The sequence below is a fragment of the Haloarcula sp. H-hyl2 genome, from assembly GCF_056934385.1.
In genome coordinates, this window is sequence record NZ_JBRIIJ010000002.1 from 673,652 (window position 1) to 697,371 (window position 23,720).

31 protein-coding genes and 2 tRNA genes are annotated in these 23,720 nt (G+C 57.4%); 11 read left to right on the forward strand and 22 right to left on the reverse strand.

The window, feature by feature from the left end:
- Positions 1-16: 16 nt before the first annotated feature.
- The 3 genes from Hhyl2_RS13250 to Hhyl2_RS13260 form a co-directional block, all read right to left on the reverse strand.
- Complete coding sequence (locus Hhyl2_RS13250; RefSeq protein ID WP_483551245.1) at positions 17-208, reverse strand: helix-turn-helix transcriptional regulator; 192 nt, start codon at positions 206-208, stop codon at positions 17-19.
- A complete protein-coding gene (locus Hhyl2_RS13255) occupies positions 205-594 on the reverse strand; it encodes a DUF2178 domain-containing protein (RefSeq protein ID WP_483551246.1) in 390 nt (129 codons plus the stop codon). The genes Hhyl2_RS13250 and Hhyl2_RS13255 overlap by 4 nt, the downstream gene beginning before the upstream one ends.
- Positions 595-668: 74 nt before the next feature.
- Positions 669-1,289 (reverse strand): DJ-1/PfpI family protein, encoded by a 621-nt coding sequence (locus Hhyl2_RS13260; RefSeq protein WP_483551247.1) that lies wholly within the window; start codon positions 1,287-1,289, stop codon positions 669-671.
- Between the two features lie 84 nt (positions 1,290-1,373).
- Here Hhyl2_RS13260 and Hhyl2_RS13265 point away from each other — a divergent pair, with 84 nt between their 5' ends.
- Complete coding sequence (locus tag Hhyl2_RS13265) at positions 1,374-2,252, forward strand: PhzF family phenazine biosynthesis protein (protein WP_483551248.1); 879 nt, start codon at positions 1,374-1,376, stop codon at positions 2,250-2,252.
- 67 nt (positions 2,253-2,319) lie between these two features.
- Positions 2,320-2,520 carry a hypothetical protein gene (locus Hhyl2_RS13270; protein WP_483551249.1) on the forward strand — a complete coding sequence of 67 codons (201 nt, stop codon included), beginning with the start codon at positions 2,320-2,322 and terminating at the stop codon, positions 2,518-2,520.
- A 218-nt stretch (positions 2,521-2,738) separates the two neighbouring features.
- On the opposite strand, the gene Hhyl2_RS13275 is transcribed toward Hhyl2_RS13270, so the two are convergent.
- Together Hhyl2_RS13275 and Hhyl2_RS13280 are read right to left on the reverse strand one after the other, a co-directional pair.
- Positions 2,739-3,713 (reverse strand): aldo/keto reductase, encoded by a 975-nt coding sequence (locus tag Hhyl2_RS13275; protein ID WP_483551250.1) that lies wholly within the window; start codon positions 3,711-3,713, stop codon positions 2,739-2,741.
- A 45-nt stretch (positions 3,714-3,758) separates the two neighbouring features.
- On the reverse strand, positions 3,759-5,150 hold the full coding sequence (locus tag Hhyl2_RS13280) for a PAS domain S-box protein (protein ID WP_483551251.1): 1,392 nt from the start codon (positions 5,148-5,150) through the stop codon (positions 3,759-3,761).
- A gap of 96 nt (positions 5,151-5,246) precedes the next feature.
- Between Hhyl2_RS13280 and Hhyl2_RS13285 the strand changes: the two genes are divergently transcribed.
- Together Hhyl2_RS13285 and Hhyl2_RS13290 are read left to right on the forward strand one after the other, a co-directional pair.
- Complete coding sequence (locus Hhyl2_RS13285) at positions 5,247-5,621, forward strand: VOC family protein (RefSeq protein WP_483551252.1); 375 nt, start codon at positions 5,247-5,249, stop codon at positions 5,619-5,621.
- A 36-nt stretch (positions 5,622-5,657) separates the two neighbouring features.
- Positions 5,658-5,894, forward strand: coding sequence for a DUF7577 domain-containing protein (locus Hhyl2_RS13290; RefSeq protein WP_483551253.1), 237 nt, complete (start codon positions 5,658-5,660; stop codon positions 5,892-5,894).
- A 100-nt stretch (positions 5,895-5,994) separates the two neighbouring features.
- Here the strand turns inward: Hhyl2_RS13290 and Hhyl2_RS13295 are convergent.
- From Hhyl2_RS13295 to ilvA, 4 genes are all read right to left on the reverse strand, one after another.
- Positions 5,995-6,078 (reverse strand) — tRNA-Ser (locus Hhyl2_RS13295).
- 28 nt (positions 6,079-6,106) lie between these two features.
- On the reverse strand, positions 6,107-6,310 hold the full coding sequence (locus tag Hhyl2_RS13300) for a DUF7981 family protein (RefSeq protein WP_483551254.1): 204 nt from the start codon (positions 6,308-6,310) through the stop codon (positions 6,107-6,109).
- Complete coding sequence (locus Hhyl2_RS13305; RefSeq protein ID WP_483551255.1) at positions 6,310-6,687, reverse strand: Rid family detoxifying hydrolase; 378 nt, start codon at positions 6,685-6,687, stop codon at positions 6,310-6,312. The genes Hhyl2_RS13300 and Hhyl2_RS13305 overlap by 1 nt, the downstream gene beginning before the upstream one ends.
- A 38-nt stretch (positions 6,688-6,725) precedes the next feature.
- Positions 6,726-7,937, reverse strand: a complete 1,212-nt coding sequence (ilvA, locus tag Hhyl2_RS13310) for a threonine ammonia-lyase (RefSeq protein WP_483551256.1) — start codon at positions 7,935-7,937, stop codon at positions 6,726-6,728.
- 272 nt (positions 7,938-8,209) lie between these two features.
- Here ilvA and Hhyl2_RS13315 point away from each other — a divergent pair, with 272 nt between their 5' ends.
- Both Hhyl2_RS13315 and Hhyl2_RS13320 read left to right on the forward strand, forming a co-directional pair.
- Positions 8,210-9,844 carry a potassium channel family protein gene (locus Hhyl2_RS13315; protein ID WP_483551257.1) on the forward strand — a complete coding sequence of 545 codons (1,635 nt, stop codon included), beginning with the start codon at positions 8,210-8,212 and terminating at the stop codon, positions 9,842-9,844.
- A 431-nt stretch (positions 9,845-10,275) separates the two neighbouring features.
- Positions 10,276-10,349, forward strand: a tRNA-Phe gene (locus Hhyl2_RS13320).
- Between the two features lie 578 nt (positions 10,350-10,927).
- Here Hhyl2_RS13320 and Hhyl2_RS13325 read toward each other — a convergent pair.
- The 10 genes from Hhyl2_RS13325 to Hhyl2_RS13370 all read right to left on the reverse strand — a co-directional run bounded on the left by Hhyl2_RS13325 (position 10,928) and on the right by Hhyl2_RS13370 (position 18,673).
- Positions 10,928-11,485, reverse strand: a complete 558-nt coding sequence (locus tag Hhyl2_RS13325; protein WP_483551258.1) for a hypothetical protein — start codon at positions 11,483-11,485, stop codon at positions 10,928-10,930.
- Positions 11,486-11,687: 202 nt separating this feature from the next.
- The gene (locus Hhyl2_RS13330) at positions 11,688-12,389 is read right to left on the reverse strand and encodes a GIY-YIG domain-containing protein (protein ID WP_483551259.1); all 702 of its coding nucleotides are present in this window, start codon (positions 12,387-12,389) and stop codon (positions 11,688-11,690) included.
- Positions 12,386-12,811 carry a DUF6884 domain-containing protein gene (locus Hhyl2_RS13335; protein ID WP_483551260.1) on the reverse strand — a complete coding sequence of 142 codons (426 nt, stop codon included), beginning with the start codon at positions 12,809-12,811 and terminating at the stop codon, positions 12,386-12,388. Before Hhyl2_RS13335 ends, Hhyl2_RS13330 begins: the two co-directional genes overlap by 4 nt.
- Complete coding sequence (locus Hhyl2_RS13340) at positions 12,804-13,697, reverse strand: HNH endonuclease (protein WP_483551261.1); 894 nt, start codon at positions 13,695-13,697, stop codon at positions 12,804-12,806. Before Hhyl2_RS13340 ends, Hhyl2_RS13335 begins: the two co-directional genes overlap by 8 nt.
- Positions 13,698-13,726: 29 nt before the next feature.
- On the reverse strand, positions 13,727-14,335 hold the full coding sequence (locus Hhyl2_RS13345) for a transcriptional regulator (RefSeq protein ID WP_483551262.1): 609 nt from the start codon (positions 14,333-14,335) through the stop codon (positions 13,727-13,729).
- 107 nt (positions 14,336-14,442) lie between these two features.
- Positions 14,443-15,444 carry a hypothetical protein gene (locus Hhyl2_RS13350; protein ID WP_483551263.1) on the reverse strand — a complete coding sequence of 334 codons (1,002 nt, stop codon included), beginning with the start codon at positions 15,442-15,444 and terminating at the stop codon, positions 14,443-14,445.
- Positions 15,445-15,535: 91 nt separating this feature from the next.
- Positions 15,536-16,765 carry a hypothetical protein gene (locus Hhyl2_RS13355; RefSeq protein WP_483551264.1) on the reverse strand — a complete coding sequence of 410 codons (1,230 nt, stop codon included), beginning with the start codon at positions 16,763-16,765 and terminating at the stop codon, positions 15,536-15,538.
- On the reverse strand, positions 16,752-17,606 hold the full coding sequence (locus Hhyl2_RS13360) for a hypothetical protein (RefSeq protein WP_483551265.1): 855 nt from the start codon (positions 17,604-17,606) through the stop codon (positions 16,752-16,754). The genes Hhyl2_RS13355 and Hhyl2_RS13360 overlap by 14 nt, the downstream gene beginning before the upstream one ends.
- Positions 17,599-18,309, reverse strand: coding sequence for a hypothetical protein (locus tag Hhyl2_RS13365; protein ID WP_483551266.1), 711 nt, complete (start codon positions 18,307-18,309; stop codon positions 17,599-17,601). The genes Hhyl2_RS13360 and Hhyl2_RS13365 overlap by 8 nt, the downstream gene beginning before the upstream one ends.
- Positions 18,302-18,673 (reverse strand): hypothetical protein, encoded by a 372-nt coding sequence (locus tag Hhyl2_RS13370; protein ID WP_483551267.1) that lies wholly within the window; start codon positions 18,671-18,673, stop codon positions 18,302-18,304. Before Hhyl2_RS13370 ends, Hhyl2_RS13365 begins: the two co-directional genes overlap by 8 nt.
- Before the next feature lie 391 nt (positions 18,674-19,064).
- Here Hhyl2_RS13370 and Hhyl2_RS13375 point away from each other — a divergent pair, with 391 nt between their 5' ends.
- On the forward strand, positions 19,065-19,199 hold the full coding sequence (locus tag Hhyl2_RS13375) for a hypothetical protein (RefSeq protein ID WP_483551268.1): 135 nt from the start codon (positions 19,065-19,067) through the stop codon (positions 19,197-19,199).
- Positions 19,196-19,471 (forward strand): hypothetical protein, encoded by a 276-nt coding sequence (locus tag Hhyl2_RS13380; protein ID WP_483551269.1) that lies wholly within the window; start codon positions 19,196-19,198, stop codon positions 19,469-19,471. The genes Hhyl2_RS13375 and Hhyl2_RS13380 overlap by 4 nt, the downstream gene beginning before the upstream one ends.
- On the opposite strand, the gene Hhyl2_RS13385 is transcribed toward Hhyl2_RS13380, so the two are convergent.
- Positions 19,468-19,749, reverse strand: a complete 282-nt coding sequence (locus tag Hhyl2_RS13385; protein WP_483551270.1) for a DUF8081 domain-containing protein — start codon at positions 19,747-19,749, stop codon at positions 19,468-19,470. The genes Hhyl2_RS13380 and Hhyl2_RS13385 overlap by 4 nt on opposite strands.
- 76 nt (positions 19,750-19,825) lie before the next feature.
- Here Hhyl2_RS13385 and Hhyl2_RS13390 point away from each other — a divergent pair, with 76 nt between their 5' ends.
- The 3 genes from Hhyl2_RS13390 (at position 19,826) to Hhyl2_RS13400 (ending at position 21,268) form a co-directional block, all read left to right on the forward strand.
- A complete protein-coding gene (locus Hhyl2_RS13390) occupies positions 19,826-20,344 on the forward strand; it encodes a hypothetical protein (RefSeq protein WP_483551271.1) in 519 nt (172 codons plus the stop codon).
- A 188-nt stretch (positions 20,345-20,532) separates the two neighbouring features.
- Positions 20,533-20,868 (forward strand): hypothetical protein, encoded by a 336-nt coding sequence (locus Hhyl2_RS13395; protein WP_483551272.1) that lies wholly within the window; start codon positions 20,533-20,535, stop codon positions 20,866-20,868.
- Positions 20,861-21,268 (forward strand): hypothetical protein, encoded by a 408-nt coding sequence (locus Hhyl2_RS13400; RefSeq protein WP_483551273.1) that lies wholly within the window; start codon positions 20,861-20,863, stop codon positions 21,266-21,268. Before Hhyl2_RS13395 ends, Hhyl2_RS13400 begins: the two co-directional genes overlap by 8 nt.
- Positions 21,269-21,874: 606 nt before the next feature.
- Here the strand turns inward: Hhyl2_RS13400 and Hhyl2_RS13405 are convergent.
- Positions 21,875-22,888 (reverse strand): tyrosine-type recombinase/integrase, encoded by a 1,014-nt coding sequence (locus Hhyl2_RS13405; RefSeq protein ID WP_483551274.1) that lies wholly within the window; start codon positions 22,886-22,888, stop codon positions 21,875-21,877.
- A gap of 243 nt (positions 22,889-23,131) precedes the next feature.
- Positions 23,132-23,671 (reverse strand): Rieske (2Fe-2S) protein, encoded by a 540-nt coding sequence (locus Hhyl2_RS13410; protein ID WP_483551275.1) that lies wholly within the window; start codon positions 23,669-23,671, stop codon positions 23,132-23,134.
- Positions 23,672-23,720: the final 49 nt, after the last annotated feature.

A 23,720-nucleotide genomic window follows, 5' to 3' on the forward strand; every position in this document is an offset into this window, starting at 1 on the left:
TCCGGGGGGTCCGGCGCTACTCGGGCGAGAAGATGTCCTCTATCGCGCAGTCGTAGTGGTCGGCCAGCTTGAACGCCAGGTCGAGCGACGGGTCGTAGCGGTCGCGCTCGACGGCGTTGATGGTCTGGCGGGTCACCTCGACGGCGGCGGCCAGGTCGGCCTGGCTCTCGCCGTGTTCCTCGCGGAGCTCCGGGAGCGAGTTCCTCATCGTTTCGCCCGTGCGACGCCGACCAGCAGGGCCCACAGCGCGAACAGGCCGGTGACGAACCACGCGAGGTGGACGAACCAGAGCGGCCACTCGACCATGCCCAGCGCTCGGAGGGCCGTCATCGTCGGGAAGACCATCGCCGAACTCATCCCGACGGCGGCGATGGTGTTGGCGCCGGCCTCCTGGAACACCGTCGTGTCCCGCTCGTCGAACATGACTGGCGTGCGGTACTGGAGGGCCGTGGCGGCGACGGCCGCCAGCGCGAAGCCGGCGACGCCGGCTAGCGGGTTGCCAGCGGCGATCAGCAGCGCCAGCGCGAGGCCACCTCCGGCCCAGAGTCCGAAATACGTGCGTCGGTACGTCGTGGGGTTGGTTACAGTCGTCATCGGGAACCACGTAAAGCGCGCTTGTCGTAAAGGTCGCTTTACGTGTAAAGCATGCTTTACACAGCAGTATAAAACTACCGCTCCGACTCCCTGTTCGGCCGGTAGACACGCCCGCGTCGTTCGTACTCCATCTCCCGGGCGACCTGTCCGGCCACGTCGGCGCCCCACTCGCGTTCGACGACGTGGAACGCGAGGTCCAACCCGGACGTGACGCCACCGGCGGTCAGCACGTCGCCGTCGTCGACGACGCGGGCGTCGACCACCTCGGCGTCGGTCGCCTGGAGGTCCTCGATAGCGCCCTGGTGGGTGACCGCCGGTCGGCCGTCGAGGATGCCCGCTCGTGCCAGCACCATCCCACCGGTACAGACGCCCGCCACCGTCGCGCCACGCTCGTGGGCTGTCGAGATCTGCTTCGGCAGGACCCCGCGCTCGGCTTCCGCCCACGCGCCCTGCTCACCCTGTGCGTTCCACCCGCCGCCGGCGACGACCAGCAGGTCCGGGTCGACGGCTTCGAGCGGGCCGTCCGGTTCGACACGGAGGCCGTGGCTGGCGGTCACCGTCTCGCTAGGCTCGACCGAGCGGAGGCTCACGTCCCACGTCGCGCCGGCACGCGCCGCGTTCTCGAAGACCTCGTAGGGCCCGATGGCGTCCAGTTCGTCGAATCCGTCGTAGCAGACGACCGCGACAGTGTCCATACCGGGTCGGCGGCCGCCACGACCAAAGCGGTGTGGTACCACGGCTCCCTCAGGCTCTTTGTCGATGCTCGCCTGGCCTGCCGTATGTCCCGCCCGTTCCACATCGTCGACGTGTTCGCCCGCCAGCGCTACGCCGGCAACCAGCTCGCGGTCGTTCAGGACGCCGGCGACCTCGCGACCGCCGAGATGCAGGCCATCGCCGCGGAGATGGGCTTCTCCGAGACGACGTTCGTCACCGGCCCGCCCACAGATGAGGCGTGGCCGGTCCGCATCTTCACGCCCGCCGCGGAGGTCCCCTTCGCCGGCCACCCGACGCTCGGGACCGCCCAGGTGATCCGCGAGCACCTCGCCGACGGCCGCCCGGCGACGGTGACACTAGATCTCCAGGTCGGCGCGGTCCCCGTCGAGACACGATCCGACGGCGATCGCGAGTCCCTGTGGATGACCCAGCAGCCCCCCACGTTCGGCGACACGCTCGCCAACGCGGACCTCGCCGAAGTGCTGGGCCTGTCCGTCGACGCGCTCGACACCGACTGGCCTGTCCAGATTGTCTCGACGGGCCTGCCGACTATCGTCGTCCCGCTGGTCGACCGCGACGCGCTGACGAGCATCGACCTCGACCGAGCAGCCTACGACCGGGTGACCGGCGACCGCGAGGCCAAGAACGTCCTGGCGTTCTGTCCGGACCCCAGAGACGACGCCAACGACCTCGCAGACCGCGTGTTCGCGCCGTTCTACGACGTCCCCGAGGACCCGGCGACCGGTTCCTCGAACGGCTGTCTCGCGGCGTATCTGGCCCGCCACGAGTACTTCGGCGACGACACCGTCGACGTCCGCGTCGAACAGGGCTACGAGCTGGGGCGCCCGTCGCTGCTGGAACTCGCTGCAGATGCGAGCGGCGAGACGATCACCGTCGAGGTCGGCGGCAGCGTCGTCCCGGTGGCCGAGGGAGAACTGCTGTAACACCGGCCGCGCCGGTCCCGCCGGTCGCGGGATAACGCCCTTTGGCGCCCCGTCCACAGACCTGGCTATGGAGACCGTCCACTGCCCCGACTGCGACGTCGCGATGGAGTCCGTCGAGTTCAGGATGTACGACGCCTCGAACCCGAAGATCAAGACCGGCGACGAGAAGGCCGGGGTGCTGGGGAAACTGGGCCTGACCGAGTCCAAGCCGGTACAGACCGTCGCGTGCCCCGACTGTGGCCTCCTCCGGTTCTACGCGGACCTGTGAGGCGTCGGGGGACGCCCGGTCAGTTCTTTCGCGCCCTCTCGCTGTGCTCGGAATCCGCTACTCCACGGCTCCCGCTGGTCGCCGTTCCGTCGAGACCCCTCGCTGTGCTCGGAGTCTCGCTACTCGCGGGTCACTACGTTCCCCGTTCACAGACAAGGCGCCTCGCGCCTCGCATTCCCCGCTCGTTGTCGGGATTCCTCACTCCGTTCGGAATCCCGCTACTCGTGCCCGTACACCGCCACCGGCTCGTAGGGCTCCTCCAGATACGCCACGTCCGACGCCGAGAGGTCGATCTCCAGCGCCTCGACGGCCTCCTCCAGGTGCTCGATACTGGAGGTCCCCAGGATCGGCGCGGTCGTGTTGTCGTTCTCGAAGTGCCAGGCCAGCGCGATCTGGGCCATCGTCACGCCGTGGTCGGCGGCCAGTTCCTGAACGCGCTCGTTGATCTCCTTGCTCCCCGGACCCTCGTCGTAGGGGACCTCGGCGTTCTCGTTCTCGTGGACGCCCCGTGTCGTGGCCGTGAACTCCTCGTGGGGGCGAGCCAGGTAGCCCGCACCGAGCGGGCTCCACGGGATGACGCCGACGTCCTCGCGGTCACACAGCGGCAGCATCTCGCGCTCCTCCTCGCGGTAGGTCAGGTGATAGAGGTCCTGCATCGTCTCGAAGCGAGCCAGTCCCTCGCGGTCGCTGATCTGGAGTGCGCGCTGGAACTGGTGGGCCCACATCGAGGAGGAACCGATGTGGCGCACCTGGCCACGCCGGACAGTGTCGTCCAGCGCCCGGAGCGTCGTCTCGATGGGCGTGTCGTCGTCCCAGCGGTGGATCTGGTAGAGGTCGACGGTGTCCATTCCCAGCCGGTCCAGGGAGTTGGCCAGTTCCTGCTCGATGGTCTTCCGGGAGAGGCCGCGCGCGTTGCGGTGGTCGTCGGCACCGGGGAAGCGGACCTTCGTGGCGACGACCTGCTCGTCGCGGTCGTAGTCGGCCAGCACGTCGCCGAGGATCTCCTCGCTCTCGCCCGCCGAGTAGACGTTGGCGGTGTCGAAGAAGTTCACGCCGAGTTCGATGGCGCGCTCGACGAGTTCGCGGCCCTCCTCCCGGTCGAGCATCCACTCGCGGTCGCTCCCGAAGCTCATACAGCCCAGACAGATCTTGCTGACTTCCATCCCGGTCGAACCGAGTGTGGTGTACTCCATGGCCGGGCAAGGGACGGCCGACCTAAATGTGGCTCGCCTGGGCGATCAGCTGGCCGTGGAGAGCGACAGCGTGACCGTGTTCCCGACGTCGTCGACGTCGTGGCTGATCGATCCGTTCGCGAGGTCGACGGTCCAGTAGACGAGCCAGAGGCCACAGCCACGGCTGTGGTTGACCGCCGACATCTCGTGGTCGCCCAGCAGGACGTTGCGGTCGTACTCCGGGATCGGTGCCGCGCTGTCGCTGACGGCGACCTCGACCTGGTCCCCGTCCTGCTCGACGGTGATCCGGACCCACGGTGTGCCAGTCTGGTTGTGCCGGATCGCGTTCTCGACGAGTTCCGCCACGGCACACTCCAGTTCGCCGGGGCCGTCGACGACCGCCGTCTCCGGGAGGTCGGTCTCGATGTCCACGTCGGGATACTGCTCGCGGAGCGTCGCGACCGACCGCCGGACAGCATCGGCGATGTCCGTCGTCGCCGTCCGCGGCTGCTCGGTCAGTATGTCGACGATGTCGCGCTGTTTCTCGGCCGTCTCCAGCAGCGCCTCGCCCGCACGGCGGATCATCGTCGCCTGGAGTTCGACGTTCCCCGTTGGATCGTGTTCGAGGGTCTCCGCCCCGCCGATGACCACGTTCAACTGGTTCCGGATGTTGTGTCGCAGGAAGTTGTCGAGTACTGCGAGCTGTCGTTCCCGACGCCGTCGGTGGGTGACGTCCCGGCTGAACCCCGCGATCCGGACGACCTCGTCGTCCTCGACGATCGGTTCGCCCTGCACCCAGACCCAGCGGTTGTACTCGGTCTTCGGGTTCACTCGGTACTCTATATCGACCGATTCACCGTTCGAGAGCCGTTCGAGTCCCGCCTCGACGGCCTCGCGATCTGGCGGGTAGACACAGTCCAGAAAGCTCTGAGGGTCCCCTTCGAGAGCCTCGACGGGTCGGCCGTACACCCCCTCGTAGGCGGGATTGACGAACAGCACTTCCTCCCAGTTCGCGTCGAATACCCAGAGGACATCGTCGGTCGCGTCGGCCAGTTCCGCGAGCCGTTCCTGGGTCTCGCGGCGCTCGCGCTCGGCTTCGATCCGGTCGGTGACGGGACGTGAACTCACGACGTAGCCGTCGATACCGCTGTCTGTCACGTTCGACATCCGACTCTCCAGCCAGACCCACTCGCCGTCGCTGGCTCGATACCGGTACGTGGACGTATCGGCGGCGTAGCCGTCGGCCTCGACCACCTGCTCGAAGCCCGTCCGGAGTTCCTCGCGGTCCTCGGGATGGACGTACTCGAAGGCGTTCGTCCCCTCTAGGGCCGCCGGTTCGTACCCCAGTATCGGCTCGGCAGCCGCGTTGACGTAGGTGTAGGTCCCCGACGCATCGAGGACCGCGATCTTGTCCTGCGTGTAGTCGAGCAGGAGTGTCGTGGGTTCCGACGCGCCCATCTCGTCGTCAATTGTGTCTGGAGGGTGAAAGTACCGGCGACGGTGAGAGTCACCACACCGGTACAGTCATCCCGGGGGGTCCCGAACCGCTCGGCTATGGATCTCGCACACGTCGCACTCTGTGTCTCCGATCTCGATCGCGCGATGGCGTTCTACGACGCGCTCGGGTTCGAGGAGACCAACCGGTTCACGCTGAACGGCGTCGAGAACGTCTACCTCGGTCGATCCGGCGGCGACGGCGATCTACAGTTGCGGTACGACCCCGACCGGACGACACCCATCGCGCCCGGTCGAGCGGACGTCGACCACGTCGCGTTCACCGTCGACGACGTCGACACACAGTTCCAGGCGGCCATCGAGGCCGGCGGCGCGGCCGTGTTGGAGCCGACCTCGATCCCGGAGGCCGGAGCGTACGCGGCCTTCGTCGAGGACCCGGAGGGGTACACCATCGAACTGTTCGCCTGGGAGTGACCGAGGAGCTACGGCCGTCGAGCGCGTAGTCCGGTCGTGCTCGATCCCGGCCAACTGTACCTGCTCGTCGTCACGGTACTGCTGCTGGCTGCGCTCGCAGCGGCCGTGCCGGTCCTCGTCGGCATCGTCCGCGAGGGCCGCGAGCGACAGCGCCGGGGTGCGCCACACCCGCCCGCTGCGGACGAGGCATCGGACGGCCGCACGTGCCAGCACTGCGGGACCGTCAACGACACCGCGTTCACGTACTGCCGGGACTGTCTGGAACGGCTGTAGGCCGACCCTGGCCGTCCAGAGCCGCTGTGTTGTACCCACGGAGACACGTGGTGGTGGACCTGTCCCTCACACTACCCGGGAGTCGGTCGGTGAAGAACCACGCCAGAGCTGGGATTTGAACCCAGAATCCCGAATGGGAACACGCTTTCCAGGCGTGCGCCTTACCAGGTTCGGCCACTCTGGCTCGCAATTGAGGGTGTGCGGGCCGTCGGTTAAGGGCTTTCGTTTCGCGGCAGACGCCCGCGGGCGGCGTGAGTCAGGGCGGTCGCGCCGACGCCGACGGCCAGCGCCACGCCGACCTTGACCGCTGCGGAGATGGGTTGGCTCGCGAGTAGTTCGTACCCCTGGACGAGCACCAGGAACGAGAGCGCGCCCACGACACCCCACAGCAGACTGGATTTCGTCGCCGGTTCCATCACTTCGCGGCGATGGCCTCGATCTCGACGGCGGCGCCCTTCGGAAGGTCGGCGACCGCGACGGCCGACCGCGCCGGCGGTTCGTCGTCGAAGAACGTCTCGTAGGTGTCGTTCATCGCGTCGAAGTCCTCGATGTCGTCGAGGTACACCGTCACCTTCAGGACGTCGTCCATCGTGGTGCCGGCCTCCTCGAGGATCGCCTGGAGGTTCTCCAGTGCCTGCTCGGTCTGGACGTCGACGGCGGCGCCGTCGAGCAGGTCTCCCTCGGGGGTCAGCGGGATCTGGCCGGCGGTGAACACGAGGTCGTCGGTGGTCGTCGCCTGGCTGTACGCGCCGACGGCGGCCGGTGCGTCGTCGGTGTGGACCGTCTCTTTCATACCGGGTGCGCGACCGCCAGCGGCTTAAAACTCCTCGCTCAGACGAGGACGTCGACGGGATACCCTTCCTCGCGCAGCGCCGCGAGGACCGACTCGACGTGGTCGTGGCCTCGCGTTTCGAGGTCCAGTTCCACCTCGGCGTCGTCCATGGCCACGTCACGGCTGGTACGGTCGTGCTCGATGCCGTAGATGTTGACCTGCTCGGCCGAGAGCACGGCGACGAGTCGTTCCAGTGCGCCGGGATGGTCGGTCAGGACCGTCCGGATCTTGATGTACCGTCCGGTCTCGACCAGGCCGCGCATGATGACGTTCGTCAGGGTGTTGAGATCGATGTTTCCGCCACATAGCGCCGGGACGATGGTCTCGCCCTCGGCGTAGTCGAAGCGGTCTTCGAGGACGGCCGCCAGTGCGACGGCGCCGGCACCTTCGGTCATGATCTTCGACCGTTCCAGCAGTGTCGTCAGCGCGACGGCGATCTCGGAGTCGTCGACGGTCACCACCTCGTCGACGCGCTCTTTGATCACCTCGAAGGTCCGGTCGCCGATCGTCCGCGTGGCGATGCCGTCGGCGATCGTCCGCACCTCGTCGCGGACGACCCGCTCGCCCTTCTCCAGGGACTCGGCGACGCTGGCGGCGCCTTCGGCCTGGACGCCGACGACACGGATATCCGAATTCTTTCCCTTGAGGGCAGTAGCGATGCCGCTGATGAGGCCGCCCCCACCGATCGGGACGACGACCGTCTCGACGCCGGGGAGGTCCTCGTAGATCTCCAGACCGACGGTCCCCTGGCCGGCCATCACCATCTCGTCGTCGAAGGCGTGGATGTAGGTCCGCCCCTCCTCGCGTTCGATCTCGTGAGCGCGTTCGGCCGCCTCGTCGTAGTCACGGCCCGAGAGGACGACCTCGCCGCCGTAGTTCCGGGTCGCCTCGACCTTCGAGATGGGGGCGTGCTCGGGCATGACGATCTTCGAGTCCACGCCCGCGCGTGTCGCCGCCAGCGCGACGCCCTGTGCGTGGTTGCCCGCACTCGCGGTCACCACGCCGGCGTCCTGTTCGGCCTGTGACAGCGTCGCGATGCGGTTGGTGGCCCCGCGGATCTTGAACGCCCCGGTGCGCTGGAACAGTTCGAGTTTGAGGTGTACGTTCGCCCCAGTCATCGACGAGAAGGTATGCGAGTAATCCAGTGGCGTGTGTCGGGAGGTCTCTGCGACCCGGTCCCGTGCAGCCAGCACGTCGTCCAGCGAGAGCATGGCGCGGCCTACTCGCTGTGGGGTGTTCAACCTGCGGGAGAACCAAATGTTAGGGGGGAGCGTGTGACTGCATCCGGAGTATGCACCCCCGATGATATAAAACCAGTCGAACCGCGGCGAAAGTGAAAGTGTGGGACGGAGGCGGTATACGGAACACGTCTGCCCGGTGTCGGCCGCTCGTCTGACTGCCAATCTGTCACAAATGTCACCTGTCTGTCTGACCGTCGCTCGGTACCAACACTGGTATGGCTCGACCCAGTAACAAGGGGTAGATGGACACCTGGCAACGTCGGACGCTGTTGTACGTCGTGGGGCTCGTCGGTGTCATCCTCGCGTACACGCTGGCCTACGACTACGGGATGACTGCCTTCGAGAACCGGCCCCGTGAGTTCCTCCACTCGTTGCAGGTCGTCGTCGAAACGTTCACGACGACTGGCTACGGCTCCGACGCACCGTGGGACACCGACGTGATGCGCGTGTTCGTCATCCTGATGGACGTCACCGGTGTCGTCCTCATCTTCCTGGCGCTGCCGGTCCTGCTCTTTCCGCTGTTCGAGGAGGCGATGGCGACGAAGGCCCCGGTCGCCGTCGAGTCCGACATCGAGAACCACATCGTCATCTGTACGTTCACCCCGCGCGGGGAGACACTGGTCACGGAACTGGAGACGTGGGACGTCGACTACGTGATCGTCGAACCCGACCGCGAGACGGCCAACGACCTCTACGACGAGGGCTACCACGTCATCCACGCCGATCCACAGTCCGTCGAGGGCCTGGAGAACGCCCGGCTCTCCGCGGCCCGCGCGCTCGTCGCCGACGACTCCGATCAGGTCAACACCAGTATCGTCCTCACCGCCCGCGAGGTCGACGAGGACGTCCGGACCATCAGCGTCGTCGAAGAACCGGACCGCGAGCGCTACCACGAACTGGCGGGCGCCGACGTCGTCCTCTCGCCACGTGGCATCCTCGGTCGCAGTCTGGCCGGCAAGGTGACAACCGGTGTCTCGGCGACGCTCGGCGACTCCATCGAACTCGGTGAGGACTTCGACATCGCCGAACTCCCGGTCCATCGCGGGAGCGACCTCGTCGGGACCACGCTGGCCGACAGTGGCATCCGCGAGGAGACCGGTGTCAACGTCATCGGCGCGTGGTTCCACGGCCAGTTCGAGAGCCCGCCCTCTCCCGACGCCGAACTCGACGGGAGCACCGTTCTGCTGGTCTCTGGCACCGAGACACAGCTCGAAGCCCTCAAGAAGATGACCCTCTCGAACGTCCGGGAGTACCGCTCGGGCGAGACTGTCGTCGTCGGCTACGGCGAGGTGGGCCAGACGATCTGTCGGGAGTTCGCCGCTGCCGGCGTCCCCTACACGGTGCTCGACCGCGACGACATGCAGTCCGTCGATGTCGTCGGTGACGCGACCGAACCCGCGGACCTCGAGCGGGCCGGTGTCGACGAGGCACAGACGGTGATCCTTGCGCTCTCGAAGGACACCGACACCGAGTTCGCGACGCTGGTCGTCCGGGATCTGAACCCGCAGGTCGAGGTTATCGCCCGCGCCGAGGGAACCGAGAACGTCCAGAAGATCTACCGCGCCGGCGCCGACTACGTCCTCTCGCTGGCGACGGTCAGCGGCCGGATGCTCGCCTCGACGATCCTCCGGGAGGAGGACGTCATCTCGATGGACCAGCAGGTCGAGGTCGTCCGGACGACCGCCGACGGCCTCGCCGGGACGACGCTGGGCGAGGCCGACATCCGCTCGCGGACCGGCTGTACCGTCATCGCGGTCGAGCGCAACGGCGACGTCCTCACGGAACTGGGCCCCGACGTCGACATCCGCCGGGGCGACGAACTCGTCGTCGCCGGCTCCGACGAGGGTGTGACGCGGTTCCGGGAGCTCTTCGACTGACCTCACTTTGACTGTCTGTCGAGAGATGTCGACAGGACAGAACCGAATCGCCAGCGGCGCCGTGGACCGACGTGGACGAGATGTCCATCGTGACACACGGTCGGGGTGATCACCGTCCAGTCTCGGGATAGACGCGACCGTCCCCGGCGTCGACAGATCTACTCCTCTCGCGCAGGACGCGCCGACTACCCGTGCTGTTGCCCCGGCAACACGTGGCGAAAGCCATTTATCCCGGTCTGTGGTACCGCGAGACATGATCGACGGCTCGACGTGTCCCCAGTGCAAGGGCCACGTCTCGACGACCGACGGCACGGAGTACGAGTGCGACGACTGCGGGGAGCGCTACGACAGTGCGGACCTGTTCCTTCCCTGAGTAGGACCGCCCGCTTTCGAAATCCTTTTTTATACACTGGCCATCGGTCGAAGTGCGCGCCGCCTTAGCTCAGACTGGGAGAGCACTCGACTGAAGATCGAGCTGTCCCCGGTTCAAATCCGGGAGGCGGCATCCACGTACCGGTTGAATAATATTCGACAGCAGCTTCGCAGTCCTGCGATTCCGGAATCCCTTGTGCGATTTCAACCGGTCACTGGGCGCACCCGACAGCGTGTTGCGTTCTGCAATGTTTGATAAGGTCGGGGGCAACTTAATTCCTTGGTAGAGTCCATATACGGTCGTTCTATAGCCGAATTGGGATGTGGACAAGAGAGATAGTGGACGTCGTTTTGAGTCAGGATTTTCTACTTGTCCAAGCCAATACAGATTTGACTATGTCGATTTTCCGAACCAGTCACGGAGCTCGTCCTCATACTTCTCCCCGATTCGAAACTCTGCGTGCGTGCGAGAATCATCCTCCCACCGACCGGGGATAAGGTCCCTCCGGAACTCTTCAGAATACCACTGTACCCAATGGCTGAGATGTATATTTAGCGCCCCCGTGTCATGAGGGACGGAAAGACCATGGTCGTCCCGCATCCGCTGACGGATATCGACACCACGCACCCACTTTCCTTCGGCATCCAGCAATACCTTCAGTAATGCATTTTTCTTTGGCGACAATCTCTCGAAAAAGTCACTCGGTAAGGTCATTGTTCTTCCAACCCCTTCCTAATCTCTTCTTTGTACTTGTCACCGATTCTGTGCTCAGAGTTTTGTTGAGTCTCGTCCGCCCAACGTCCCTCGATTACATCCCGTCGTAGGTCCTCACCGTACTTCCGCGTGAGTCCTGCGATGATACCCGCCGATGCACGTCCACTTTGCCCCACATCTGCGCCGTAGTCTTCTCTCATCCTCCGTCGAATCTCCTTTCCCTTCAGCCACTCTCCATCAGCATCCAGTAGGACCTTCAACATGATTCGCTGCCTATTCGATAGCCTATCAATGAAGTCATCGGGGAGCCCCTCGCTGTCGTTTTCTTCCTCACCCAGAGTATGTGCTCCCTCGTGAACAGCCACGTCCATTAATCCGACACCAGTGGTCTCGGACACCTCTTTGTCGAATCCGATACCCTCCCCGCTGAGGGAGACGCTAATTAATCCTTGGTCAGATTCTACGTCATCACCTAACGCGATTTCCATTATTTTGAGGGCGGTACTCTCTGAGACCTCGCGCTTGAACGTGAGGCCCTCGCCAGTTGCTTCCATTGTCACGGTCATCCTCCACACTGACAGTACTGCCCATATTGTATTAAAACTTGCCCATCTGTTAGTGTGGTCAGTAAGGACAGTTCTGTGTTGTGCAGAGGACTCACCGATGACAATCACGGCTACCTCTGGCAACAAAACTGTCATACGCCGCTTTCTCACGACCGCTACGAGCCATAGAAACACACGTTAGAAAGCAGGTTCAGGCCGACGACGTCTGCTGTATTTGTTCCTGCAGCACATCGAGAAACGCGGGGTCGTACTCCTCATCGACATGGTCCACATTCCACAACCCCGACTCACGGATTTTCGCGCTCCGGCTGTACTGCCCTAACCAATCCTGGCGCGGGTCAACCGTCTCTCGTTCGTAATTGCTAACGAGTGCAATCGCATTCTGTTCGAGGTAGGCGCGGTCACTTCCCGGCCCTGGTTCGTCATCAACATTGACCCACAGGAATGGTAAGTTTCGAATGTAGTCACTCACAGCCCGCTCCAGCTCTAACTCTGTAACGCGCTGCTCCCGTCCTGCGCTTGACCCCACTCCCCATTCAGGATACTCGTCGTGGAAATCGTCGCGCTCAATAATTGCCTCGCCGACGCGCTTCCGGAATACTGAGCCGCGATGATTTCCACCTCCCTCATACGTCCCACGCTTTGCCCCTCGATGAGTTCGAAGTCTGTCCCACAATGATGTCGAACTACCAGAGGATACGGCATGGGTTCCTACCCGAGTCAATCGAAGTTGTTCACCTCGATACTCATCCGAGGCGAAGAAGAAGTAGATTCCCCGGTCGGGCCAGTCCATGTAGCCAGTACACTCCCCGAGTTTCTGCTTGCCACCGACTACCTCTTCGAGTTCGGTGAGATAGCTGTAGAATCGGTCGATATCTTTTTCTCTCGTCATAGTCGTTCCTTGTACCACGCCTGCTTCTCCCCGATTGCTAAACCTTCAGTGGGAATCTCGATGGCAACCCCTGAGTCTTCGATGAGCGGGAGCAATTCGCCATAGTAGTCCTTGCCCGCGTGGAACGCAAGTGTCACATCACCTGAGAGTAAGCCTTGCTCGTCCATCTCGTCGGCTACCTTCTCCGACCACTCTCGCTTTTTTGCCACTCTTGCGCCACTGAGTGTTTCGTTGTATGGTTCGATAGGGTCGCCGTCTGGGTCAAGGAGACCGTGCTTGGCCGAGAGTATCCACCAATCGTCGTGGTACTGTTCGGCGTAGGAGCGCATCTTCTCGAAGTAGGAAGAGGTGTAGAGTTCTTTCGGAGTATGCGGTTTGTCGCGTTTGGTCTTGACGCAACTGACAAGGCCGATTTCAGTCATTGTTGAATCCGTGAAGTTCCCGGTGTTCTTCGAGAAACATCGGGTGAGGCTGAGCTTCCGCCTCGTCGGGGAGTCGTACCTGCCTGCCTTCGAGTTGCTTGAACTCGTGATAGCCGTTCCTCTCGGGAGCTTCGTGTATCAAAATTTCGTGGTCGTCGGCAAGAGACAACCATCCCGAATCGAAGGCCCAGTGGTGGAGTTTGCAGAGCGCAATCCCATTTCTCACGTCATCACTGCCACCTCTACGTTTCGGATAGATATGTGCCGCCTCAACTTCGGGATTCCCGTCGGGCGATTCTCGTGCGCTTCCACAGATAGCACACTGCTCATCGTAAGCGTCTCTGACTAATCGTGCGAAGGCTGTATCCCTCGCCCGCCGGCGGCTTTCTGTGTACTGCTCTTCATCGTTTGTAAGCTGAGGTTCCGATTCAGTGGCTTGCTGTAGTTGGGTCTGTTCCTCTTTTATCTCCTCTTCTGATGGTTCCGTTCTATCTGGCTGCTCCCGATGCTCAAGCGTGAAGACCAGAACCTCTCTCCCGTCCTGCTCTTGGAACTCGTAATCAACTACCTCAACAAGTCCTTGAAACTCCCAACCTGTCTCTTCGGTTCCCTTATAGAAGAAGTAAATCGGGGTGTCTGAAGTTCGTGCGTCAATGAGCGCAGAGTTTCCCGGTGAACTTTCGCTTTGGTCTCCGCTGAGTCCTTCACCGATATACTCGAATCGGCCTTGCGTCACCGAGTCACCGTAGGGTCCGTCCTCATTGGCGAAGAGGAGAATATACCGTCGGTCGTGGTCGTCACGTCGTGGGTTGATTCCTGAGATACGATAGCCGAAGCCAGTGTTGTACGCATCTTCGATTTCGTCTTGAGTGAGGGAATCACCCACTACGATACCTTCTGGTGGTGTCCGCATTGCTATGTTGAGTCAATGATTTCCCACGTAATAATAGCACCCTGCTGATGGATGGGATGACGCAACCCCTCGAAGTGTGCCACTTTCCTTGTCTCTACATCAAAGTCGTACCAGTAGTCTACGTCGAGAGCGAACTTCTCTGCGACAGCTTCGGGAGTCATTCGCTCGTAGGACTCATCAACCGGCTCGTAGTAGAGGCCCAGCAAGCCACCACTCTCCTTGAAGCCCGCCTCGTGGAGCTTCAGAGCATCCGTGAGAAGCGTCGAGGTCGTCCGTTCGGGAAAGGGGCTGAAGACCTTCGCAAAGCTGTTCGGGTCGATATTCCCGTTGTCATAGCGAAAGCGGAGGAGCTTCGCCTCAACCGGAATCTGCGTGTCCTTACTCTCGATTAAGACGTCTACCCGTTGCCCTCCATCGAGATATGGCACTTCAGTCTCGATGGAGTAGCTGGTGGCTCCGTCGACTGCTTCCCGGAGCATCTCGACTTGTCGTTCTTCCTCGAAGGGCCCGATACCCGCCTTCCATCGGTCATGTTCGGCTCTCAAGTCAACAGAAGGAACTACCGTAGCGAAATCATCAGCCAGTTGTTCCAGTATATGAGAAGTATCCATACCAGTAGCCAACAGACTGGTGGTTAAAATTCCTTGACCCACGATTGCTCTCTCAATGGAGCTGTGTTACTACCAATTCTCAAATTGCAGGGGGCCTTCCCACGGATTCAGACATAGGGGTAGACTCCTGTTCGGTATACTTTTTCTCTATCACGGAAAGGCATGCGAGAGGAGAAAACGCCTCGGCCATTCGATTTCTCAAACAATTCTGCAAGCGACGTTCCATCCCGGATATCCACCCAACTACTCACGAGAGGTTCATCCGCAACCTCTTCGTCAAACACGTCTTGATATGAGATATTCAGTCCGACGCCGATGGTCTCTATCCCTTCTTCCTGCAACGCCTCAATTCCGTCGCTGAAAGATAGCCTACCTGGATTCTCCGGATTTCCACCAGGGTCCACAAACCTCTCAAAATATACAGAAAATTCAAGCATATCACTGTCTTTCTCTCGTAATATTTCCTCCGTTCGAACCTGGATTGCATTCCCGTTTTTAGAAGGCCTACGAGGCTTTGAAGCGCCCCCATTGTAGTACGCGATTTGCTCAAGTTCTCCGTAGTTTGGAACGTGTGAGGTATGACTAAACGATGTATCAGAGAGCCGTTCTAATTCTACGCCTTGGTCATACTCTGCTGGGTCGTCCATTGAATCACGGCTTACAAAGAACTCAACATCTACTTCAAAATGCTTCGCCAACCCTGTACCATTATTTGTGCACTGAATTTTGACCGTGTCTTCCTCAATTTCGTCAACTTCTATACCCACCTCTGGAATATACTCTGCCTCCATAATCTTCCGCTGCCGGTCCTGAATCGTGGTTTGTTCATTACTGATATTTTTTTGCTCACGAAGTACGCCAGTCTGTCTAACATAAATATAGATAAGTCCAGCAGAAAATCCTAAATTGACTATAACCGCAATAAGAGAAGCAGTTAGCTTACCGATTTCAATTGCGTCAGCTGCCGGAAATAGTGAGCTCACAATTGATTGAGTTATAATCGCCCAGAATGCAAGCGTGGCAAGTACGGCAACTAAACTAAAAGTCGCAAAAAACATCGACCACAAAGGAGCCAATTCCAAGTCACGGTCGAGAATATCAAGGTCCATAGTGTCCTATAAATCCCCTTCAGTGGAAACAAATTGAAAGCTGTTCTCTGGTATCCTACTCATCCATAACGTAGTCTCTGAGTCACGTTTATTAATTAGGTTGGTCGTCTGGCGTTTCCACGCTCCAATCAAAACGATACTCCCAAAATAGGGAGAGAGCAGCGAGTACAGCTATGAAGATAATTGCGGCTATTGCTATTGCGAGAAATGAGTAGCTCAAACCCTTTGAGATGGGTGTTCCACCGAATATATCAGTTAAAAAGCTTGCAAACTGGCTAATGTTATTGAAGAGAGATAGAATAGCTGCAACCGCAGCAACCCCTGTGGACAGACTCACAAATGTCTGGATATCATTAATACGCTTCGTAAGAGCTGCTCTCTGTGTCGCTTTCGTGCGCATCTCGCTTATTAAATGACTCAATTCATCAACTCCATCTGCACCTGAAGCGGACGCTAATTGATTATCTGAGAATCTGTGTAGGTGATAGTCATTTACAACATCACACTCACAGGCTACTACTTTCTCGGTGTCTGACTCAATGGCTACAAAATCACCATGCGCAGAAACGTCCAACTCGTATCTCCTGGCTTCAGGACAATTAGCACCTACGTTATTCTCAATCCGAGAATAGCCGATAGCAGAAAAATATTCTCGTAAGCTGTCTTCAATAAGGGGCTTGCTGGTTTGGAAGTCTTCTGTAGAGAGAAGTCTATCACCGAAACTCCCAAACAATTCCTCGCGGGTCTGTCTGAAATCCTGAGGGAATCCCTCACGCAACACTTCGGACCATGAATACGTCCTGTCAGAGTTAGTTGATTGTTCGACGAGACCGGGGTTCAGAAATGCTACTCCGAACTCAGGAGTGTCCCGGTCAAAATTGAACGAGTCCAATTCCGGTTTACTAAAAAATATATGGAACCGGACAGGCCCAGACTCAAATGTGCCAGTGATTTTCCACCGAGCATTATCTAACTGTTCGGGTTCGCTGATTGATTGGAATATGCCTTCGCCTCGGACCCAATCAATCCACCTCTGCACCGTGTTTTCAGGATGAATCTGCCAATACTCTCGTTCCTCAAAATCTGCTCCAGAGTGCTCTTGGCAGTATTTAGCGAGTTGTTCGGGCTCGCATCGAGTACAAACGGTCTCCTGTTGAACGGAAAAATCCCTCTTTAGTCCTCGAAGGACGTCAGGGTCACCAAACTTATCCTCTCCACATTCTTGCAAGTCTTCTAAGTAAAAACGCTCCTCCATGGGCTCAGGCCCACTCTCATGGAAGACGCACTCGACTAGCGCCTCCGCCTCTTCATTCAATGCCATAGCGTTCAGTGACTTCAGAGATTACGCTCAACGGTTTCTTCCAAGTAGTGTATTCTCCCTCGTGGTCAGGGTCTAAATCTTTCCTGATTTCCAAAATCGGTCTCAAATGGTCTACAAACTTCTCGTAATCAAGCGATTGGTTATCCAGTCCATGGTCTGCATAATTGATAAAGAATTCACGAATACCATTCTCAACGGGGGCATCCGGGTCAAGAGCTTCTATCTCGGTTTCGCATATACCCTCAACCTCGTCAATATCGGGTAATCCATTTCGAATGATAGAGATGCCAAGATTTGCAATTATCGACCGGAAAACTCGCATTTCTGCATCGGAATATTCAGAAGTATCAAAGTGCACGTCCAGTACCCGGTCAAAAGATTGAACCATCTGTTGACGGATGCGTTGGCGTCTGTCTGTGGATTCTGTTCGATATGCATCCCTCATAAATTCGTCCTGAAGTTCATCCAGAGTTTGTAGATAGTCACGGTAACCTCGAAGTCGCTCGATGTGTGACTCAATATCATCGAACAAGTCAGAGCGAACGGGCTGTGAAACAGTGATGTGTCCGTCGTCATAAACACGAACCTGAACATATCGGTCCTCGTCCAAGAACTCTTCAGGGTACTCTACCCAAAATAGAATCTTTCGAAGTTCCCCTTGTTCTTCGAGAACACTGACAGCCCGGTTCGTCATAAATTGACTGTCGGGGTCGCCTCGAACGTTCGCACGTTCTAAATCGGACCTGAATTTATAACCAACCTCAGAAGTACTACCTTCCATTTCCCACTTCAATAATAAAAGCTCAGTCCCATTCAGTTCTAACCGAGATGAGCTACTCATTGTTCTCAGCCTCCTGCGTCCTGCCTATTGAACCAATTATCTCAACAATATCAGTTTGGTCACCGTCCTTTACTGAAGAAAAGTTTGAGACTGCAATCAGGCCCGCATCTACGTAGACTCTTGCTTCGATTCTATACGTCGCGGGAGCCATTACTTCATAATCGGGGTCAGAATACTCTTGTACTTGTTCACCACCTCGGTAGACAATAATTGGTAAATCATCGGTGGGATTTATCCACTCTTCTGATTCAATTGTCTGGAAAGAAAAATCAACGCGCTTCTCTTCTTCATTTGTGTTGACCTTTTGAAGAGCGAGGGGAACGTCTCGCAGGTCGGAAAACTCGTCAGCCACATCAGTCCCTTCTAATGATTGGGCTTGTTCAGATAACTCCCCAAATGAGATGGAGCCACCTTTTAACTCGAATAGCTGAATATTGAATTTGTCACCTCTTTTTCCGTACTCCTGAAACAGGTTAGTAATATATTCCTCATATCGCTCTCGGGAGCGTTCCTCTCGAACAAGGTCAAGATGAGGGTTCTTATTTAAGCTCGAAACCTCGCTTGGCACCTCATTCAATTCTTCAAGCATCTCCATCACCTCGGGAGTTTCCGGAGTAATTCTTCCTGCGGGGATTCGATTCCGCATTTCTTCAATGGTGTAGTCATCATCACCGCCACGGAAAAAGAAGATATTACTACTCATCGTCCTCGTCCTCGTCAGGAATACTGGCGTATATTGGTGATTGTTCGGCTAAAGAATCTAAATCACGCGCCATATCGCGCATATCATCGGCTGAGTTCTTCAATAAGTCATGCGGGTGTCGCAACTCATCATACGCTGTCTGTACATCATCTTCTTGAACACGAACACGTCCATCTTCAATCACATGTCGACTCGCTTGTATCCAAATCTGCTTCCCAAGGAATTCCAACTGGTCAATTAATAGCTCCACGCCTTCTTCGCTTGTTTGGCACTCTTCAACAGTCTCTTTCACCATCTCTCGCATAGGCGAGTATTTTATTGGATTATTATCCCCATCATTTTCTTCTTCATTCTCGTCAGACATTGTTACTTGATAAGACGCCTTAGCGAGAGAAGATAAAATTTGCCTGCCACAAGTCTCATCACAACCGTGCCTTGGTTTTTTATATACACAGAAATCTGACCCAGCACGAGCAATGCCCACAAGGGTCCAAAAATATGGGCAGCTGAGACCAGGCAAATGGCGAAATCAGGTTATATCGAAATATCCTGTCGAATTGCTTATACCCTTGATTTTGGGCTTCATTGACTCTTATTCCACTGATTTCAAGATGAGGTAGCAGATTATGTACTGAAGATATGTCAAATAACCGAAACTTTTAAGTAGCTGGAACACGTAGTTAAGTACGCAGGTAGTCCTGTAGTGTTTCTTTCTCAGTTTACATATGAATCGAACTAACGAAACTTATGTCATCATGCATAGAGACGAAAAGAACCTACTAAAAGAAGCTCTCAAACAAGATTTCAGTGAAGAGGGACGTATCTCGCTTGGAGCATATGCCCGGACCCTGGCGGAACGAAGACTCGCTGAATTGGGAGAAGGAGAATGACCGTCGAATATTCTGTTCAGGTCAGCGATAAAACTGCAGAAGAATTAGAACAAATCCGGGACGAAGAGATTGAAACAGCCCTCGTGCAGACGCTTGAGGGCCTGGCTGACCGAGACGAAAAAATCCAGCAACAGCAAGATGAATTGCACGATAGGATGGGAATTAGCTCTGAGATGGGTGAGAGCAAAGAACTCTCGGAAAGGGAATTGAAGCACGAAATTCAACGATTTCTTCGAGGAGAGAGGAAGACTGACCCCCGGCTCGATAATTAGGACCGTGGTTTGAACATGAGGTATGCGTCAACCTCTGAGCTATCGGCTTGATGTGCTGATTGTAGATGGAGACGGCCTATCCGATGTGTGTAAATATCTGCTTCAAGCGAGTTGACCCACTCTTCTGCACCTTCTCGGGAACGGAAAGCCATCGTAAGCCGGTCGTCAAACTGGTCTGCCTCTGTAGATAGATTGCTGATTTGGTCGAAGTCACTCGGTGTCAAAGTGGTCTCGCTGAATACGGAGGGCTTGACTTCCACCAGATACGAATTTCCCATAGTAACCCGTTGAGGGTAGGCCCTTAGAGTGGTTTGGGTGGCCGGAGCTTATCCTAATTCACTGTGAACCGTGAATATGGCAGTACAACCGAAAGCGGGAGAGATGTTGGTCGGGTCGTACTTGAAGTTGGTAGAGGAGTGTGAGATAGTCGCCTACGGACAGCATTCCCCGATTGAAGGTGACCAAATGGAGGTCGATGTGATTGGGATTCAACCACAGGGTGAGCAAGAGATAATCGCCTGTGAAGTATCAACCCACATACGCGGCTTGGGCTATGGGAATGCCGAAACCAACCGAGACAGGATTCAATCAAAATTCCAAAATGCTGAGAACTATGTCAACCAGGCGTTTGGTGATTCGGCCTCTCACCGGTTCCAATTCTGGAGTCCTAATGTTCCGAATGCCTCAGAAACAAAGTTGCAAGAGGTCGCTGAGAAGTTCGAAGAGCGAACCGACAACCCACTTGAGCTGGTGACGAATGAGAAGTACACGAGAAAAATCGAAGAACTTCGGGATGTTGCCGGGTCAACAACCGCTCAGCGGAATGAACTCGCGTTTCGCTTCCTCCAGATTCTCGAACATCTCAAAGAGTGAGATGATTTGGTCCTCTGAGGCCTGTCTGTATTTCAAGGAATGAGAAATATTCAACAGAACTGGCCCGTTAGATACATTTATAGCACACATATTCTGTTAGAACTTCCGAATCTAATTCAGAATGCGATTTTGCACCAATGGGGAGATGGCGCTTAAGTATCAATCGCCCCTGTATGTAAATGCGTCCGGTGATAGATAGCCCGGACGTTCGAGCAATCATGAATACGAAAAAATCGCACGAACAGCGACAGGTAAAGCGTCCGGCAAACAGCGAAGTTGAGCACCAAGAGAGCGGCGAAGGACACCACTATATAAAGAATCACGGCTACAGCGTCGAGGAGTTTGCGGATGAAGGAGAACTAACCCAATTCCAGGGAATCCGAGTTATCGACCCAGACGACTACGAGAATTGGGCAGAGTTTGAGGGCTTCACTCAACTAAACCAGAGCGATTGGGTAATCAACCCGGTGAGTGTTGCACGGCTCGTTGATGGCACCATTCTCTATGAGGGCACCAATGAGTGAACATCCACTCGCAGGAGGGACGGTCACCCTGTTGATTGACGGTGAAGAGGAAGAGTACCAACTTGAAGATGGTATCTCAGAACAGGAGGGAGAAGCATTCATCAATTCCATGTTAGGTGTTGATGCATCTGAGCCCCCTACGGAGGTGGACCACCCCGAGCTTGAATTCGCAGATTCGCCTACCCGCGAAGAGAAGTTAGTAGGATTTCGAACTATCTGCCGACTCGACTGCTGTAATAAGACGGAGGTATTCGATAGTATGCAGGCTATCAAAGATAGCGAGTGGACTGAACTGGAATGGGGAATCGGCGTCCTCACAGATATGACAGACCTTCACCACGGCTACTGTCCAAACCACTCACTCGGTGAGACCACTGACAACGGCGAGGGACACTCCTAATCCAAGACTCTGCTTCAACATGATAAACAAGAATATGAACGAAGTTAGACTGGTCAGATGACCGAAAGTTTTAAGTGGCTGGAGTGCGTATGTACTACTGTAGAGTTGAACGTGGGAGTTCGGTTCTACAGGTGACTGAGGTGACGCCTGATGCACTGTCAGGCTGTTGACTTCTTGTGGCAAGTACGCTCGATTGGTCAAGGCCAACATCCTATGATTTAGCGTAGGGTGGGACGCTCGCTTGAACCGTGTATAGGGATTTCATCTGGAATCAGGGTCCGACTGCGAACGCATACCCTCGTTGGATGCACGGAGTAGAGCACTGTATCGAGAAGGTAAAATCAACCATTGGCCGTCTCTGTCAATTGGAATCTAAGTATTGTAAGAGGAGTAGTCTTGGCTGAAAGTTTCCTTACCTTCGGGCATTATCCTAAGACTCGGTGACTGAGGTTCAGCCCTCTCTCTGTCAGGCTGTTTTCCGCATTTGAACGGTTTCGATATCACAAGTCATCAAATGCGGTCGGATAGTCTGACAGGGTGATGGTTGAGCCTCAGTCACCAAGGTGGGTTGAATTCCCAGAGGCTAACTCTCACCTGTGGTGTTGATTAGATGCTATCCAAATGTTCTCGCCTCTGCTCCATCTTTTCCTCTTCGGTCAATTGTGAATAGTGCTTTTCCAAGGTTTCCGGTGAGGAATTCACACGGTCAGAAACGACTTGTTTTGGAACTTCATTCCGCAGAAGATGTGTGATTGCTCCTCGTCGAATGTCGTGAGGCGACACATTAGAGGGACACTTGCTTGCCTGTGAATACTGCATAGCCTCACAGGAATCAGGGTCCCGATTATGAGGACACGGTTCATCGTAGAAACACGGGCGAGTAGCGGCGTACACCATCTGCCGAATCTTCGAGCGGTGCATCCGACCGTACTGGGTAGTGAACAATGGGTTTCGACCGTGTTCATCGGTCACTTCATCCCTCGTCACATTGATGTAATCTTGCAGAATGGAGCAGACCTTCTCCGAAAGAGCACAGATGCGCTCACCTGACTGCTTGTTCTTCAGGTTCGTTTCCGTCTCTGGTCGGTGCCTGATTTCAAGGGACTGTTCATCGGGGTCGAAGTCACCGACATCAAGGGAGTGAGCGGCACCCATCCTACAGCCTGTGTGCCATAGCACAGTGATGAGTGCGTGGCGCTTTGAGGCGTACTCATACTTGTCGAGGAAGTCGAGGACCATCTCTGCCTTGTCAGCTTCGAGAATACTGGAACTGACGGCTTCTTCGTCATCGACAGAGGGAATGAGAATTTGGTCGTGCAAACCCTTCTCGACTCCATCAATAGATTCGCAGAATTTGATGAAGACTCGGAGAGTCGAGAGTTGGCCTTTCAGGGTCACTGTCTTCAGATTGCCATCCTTCTTTCTCCAGAGGCGGTATTCGTGCAATGACCGGGCAGTGAGGTCGTTGAGATTCGTTATCTCTTCTTGCTCACACCACTGCACAAACGGTTTGAGACGGTAGTGGTAGATTTGGTGCGTCTTTTCTGCGACTTCGTCTTCTCGTTGTGCGAGGAACATTTCCTTCGCTTTGGCGGGACTGAGGTGTTCGAGTTCTGCCATTGTTGGATTCTCCGCAGAACGGGTCCACGCCAATCGGGGAATGCGCTCAAGCCCTGAGCGGCGTCTGAGCGGAAGCCGTCCGGCGCTTGAGGTCAGCCAGCCGGCGTCTGAGGCACCGCGTTCAAATCCGGGAGGCGGCATGTTCCTGCGGACGAAGTGAGCAGTGAAGACGCTACCGAGCGGATTCTGAACCCTGGAAGACACGCACAACGAGCGAAGCGAGTGGGCCCGACTGCCTCCGGTTCAAATCCGGGTGCAGGCCTCGAACCGCTCGTCGGCGAGGTAGACGTCGCCGTCGCGGATGTCGAGTACGATCTCGTCGAGCGTCTCCCCCTGGCAGGGGCCATACGTGCAGAAGCCGTCGTCACACTCGAACCGGGCGCCGTGCTCGTGACAGACGATCTGGTCGCCGCTGACGATGGCGCCGCGGCCCGGATCGAGCGGGACCTCCGGCTTGTGGGGACAGGAGTTGCGCCAGGCGAAGACGTCGTCGTCCTCGCGACGGAGGATGATCCCGACGCCGTATCCGTCCTGCAGTGCCTCACATCGGAGGGTGCTATCTGTCGGAATCTCGGCGACGGGTGCGATATGACGGGCGTCGGCCTCGCCATCGGTATCGTCTTCGTGGTCGTCTGCCGCCGGCTCGGTGTGGTCGGCGTCCGCACCGTCGACACGGAAGCGGAACGTCGCGTCGCCGGCGGTCACCTCGCCAGCGTCGTCGTGCACGCGGGCCGACGTGGTCTCCTGGCCTGCCTCGACGGTGACTCGAATCGCGTCGCGCATCTACCCCTCTATTTTGGCCAGCCTAAAAAATACCTTCCGGAACCGAGCA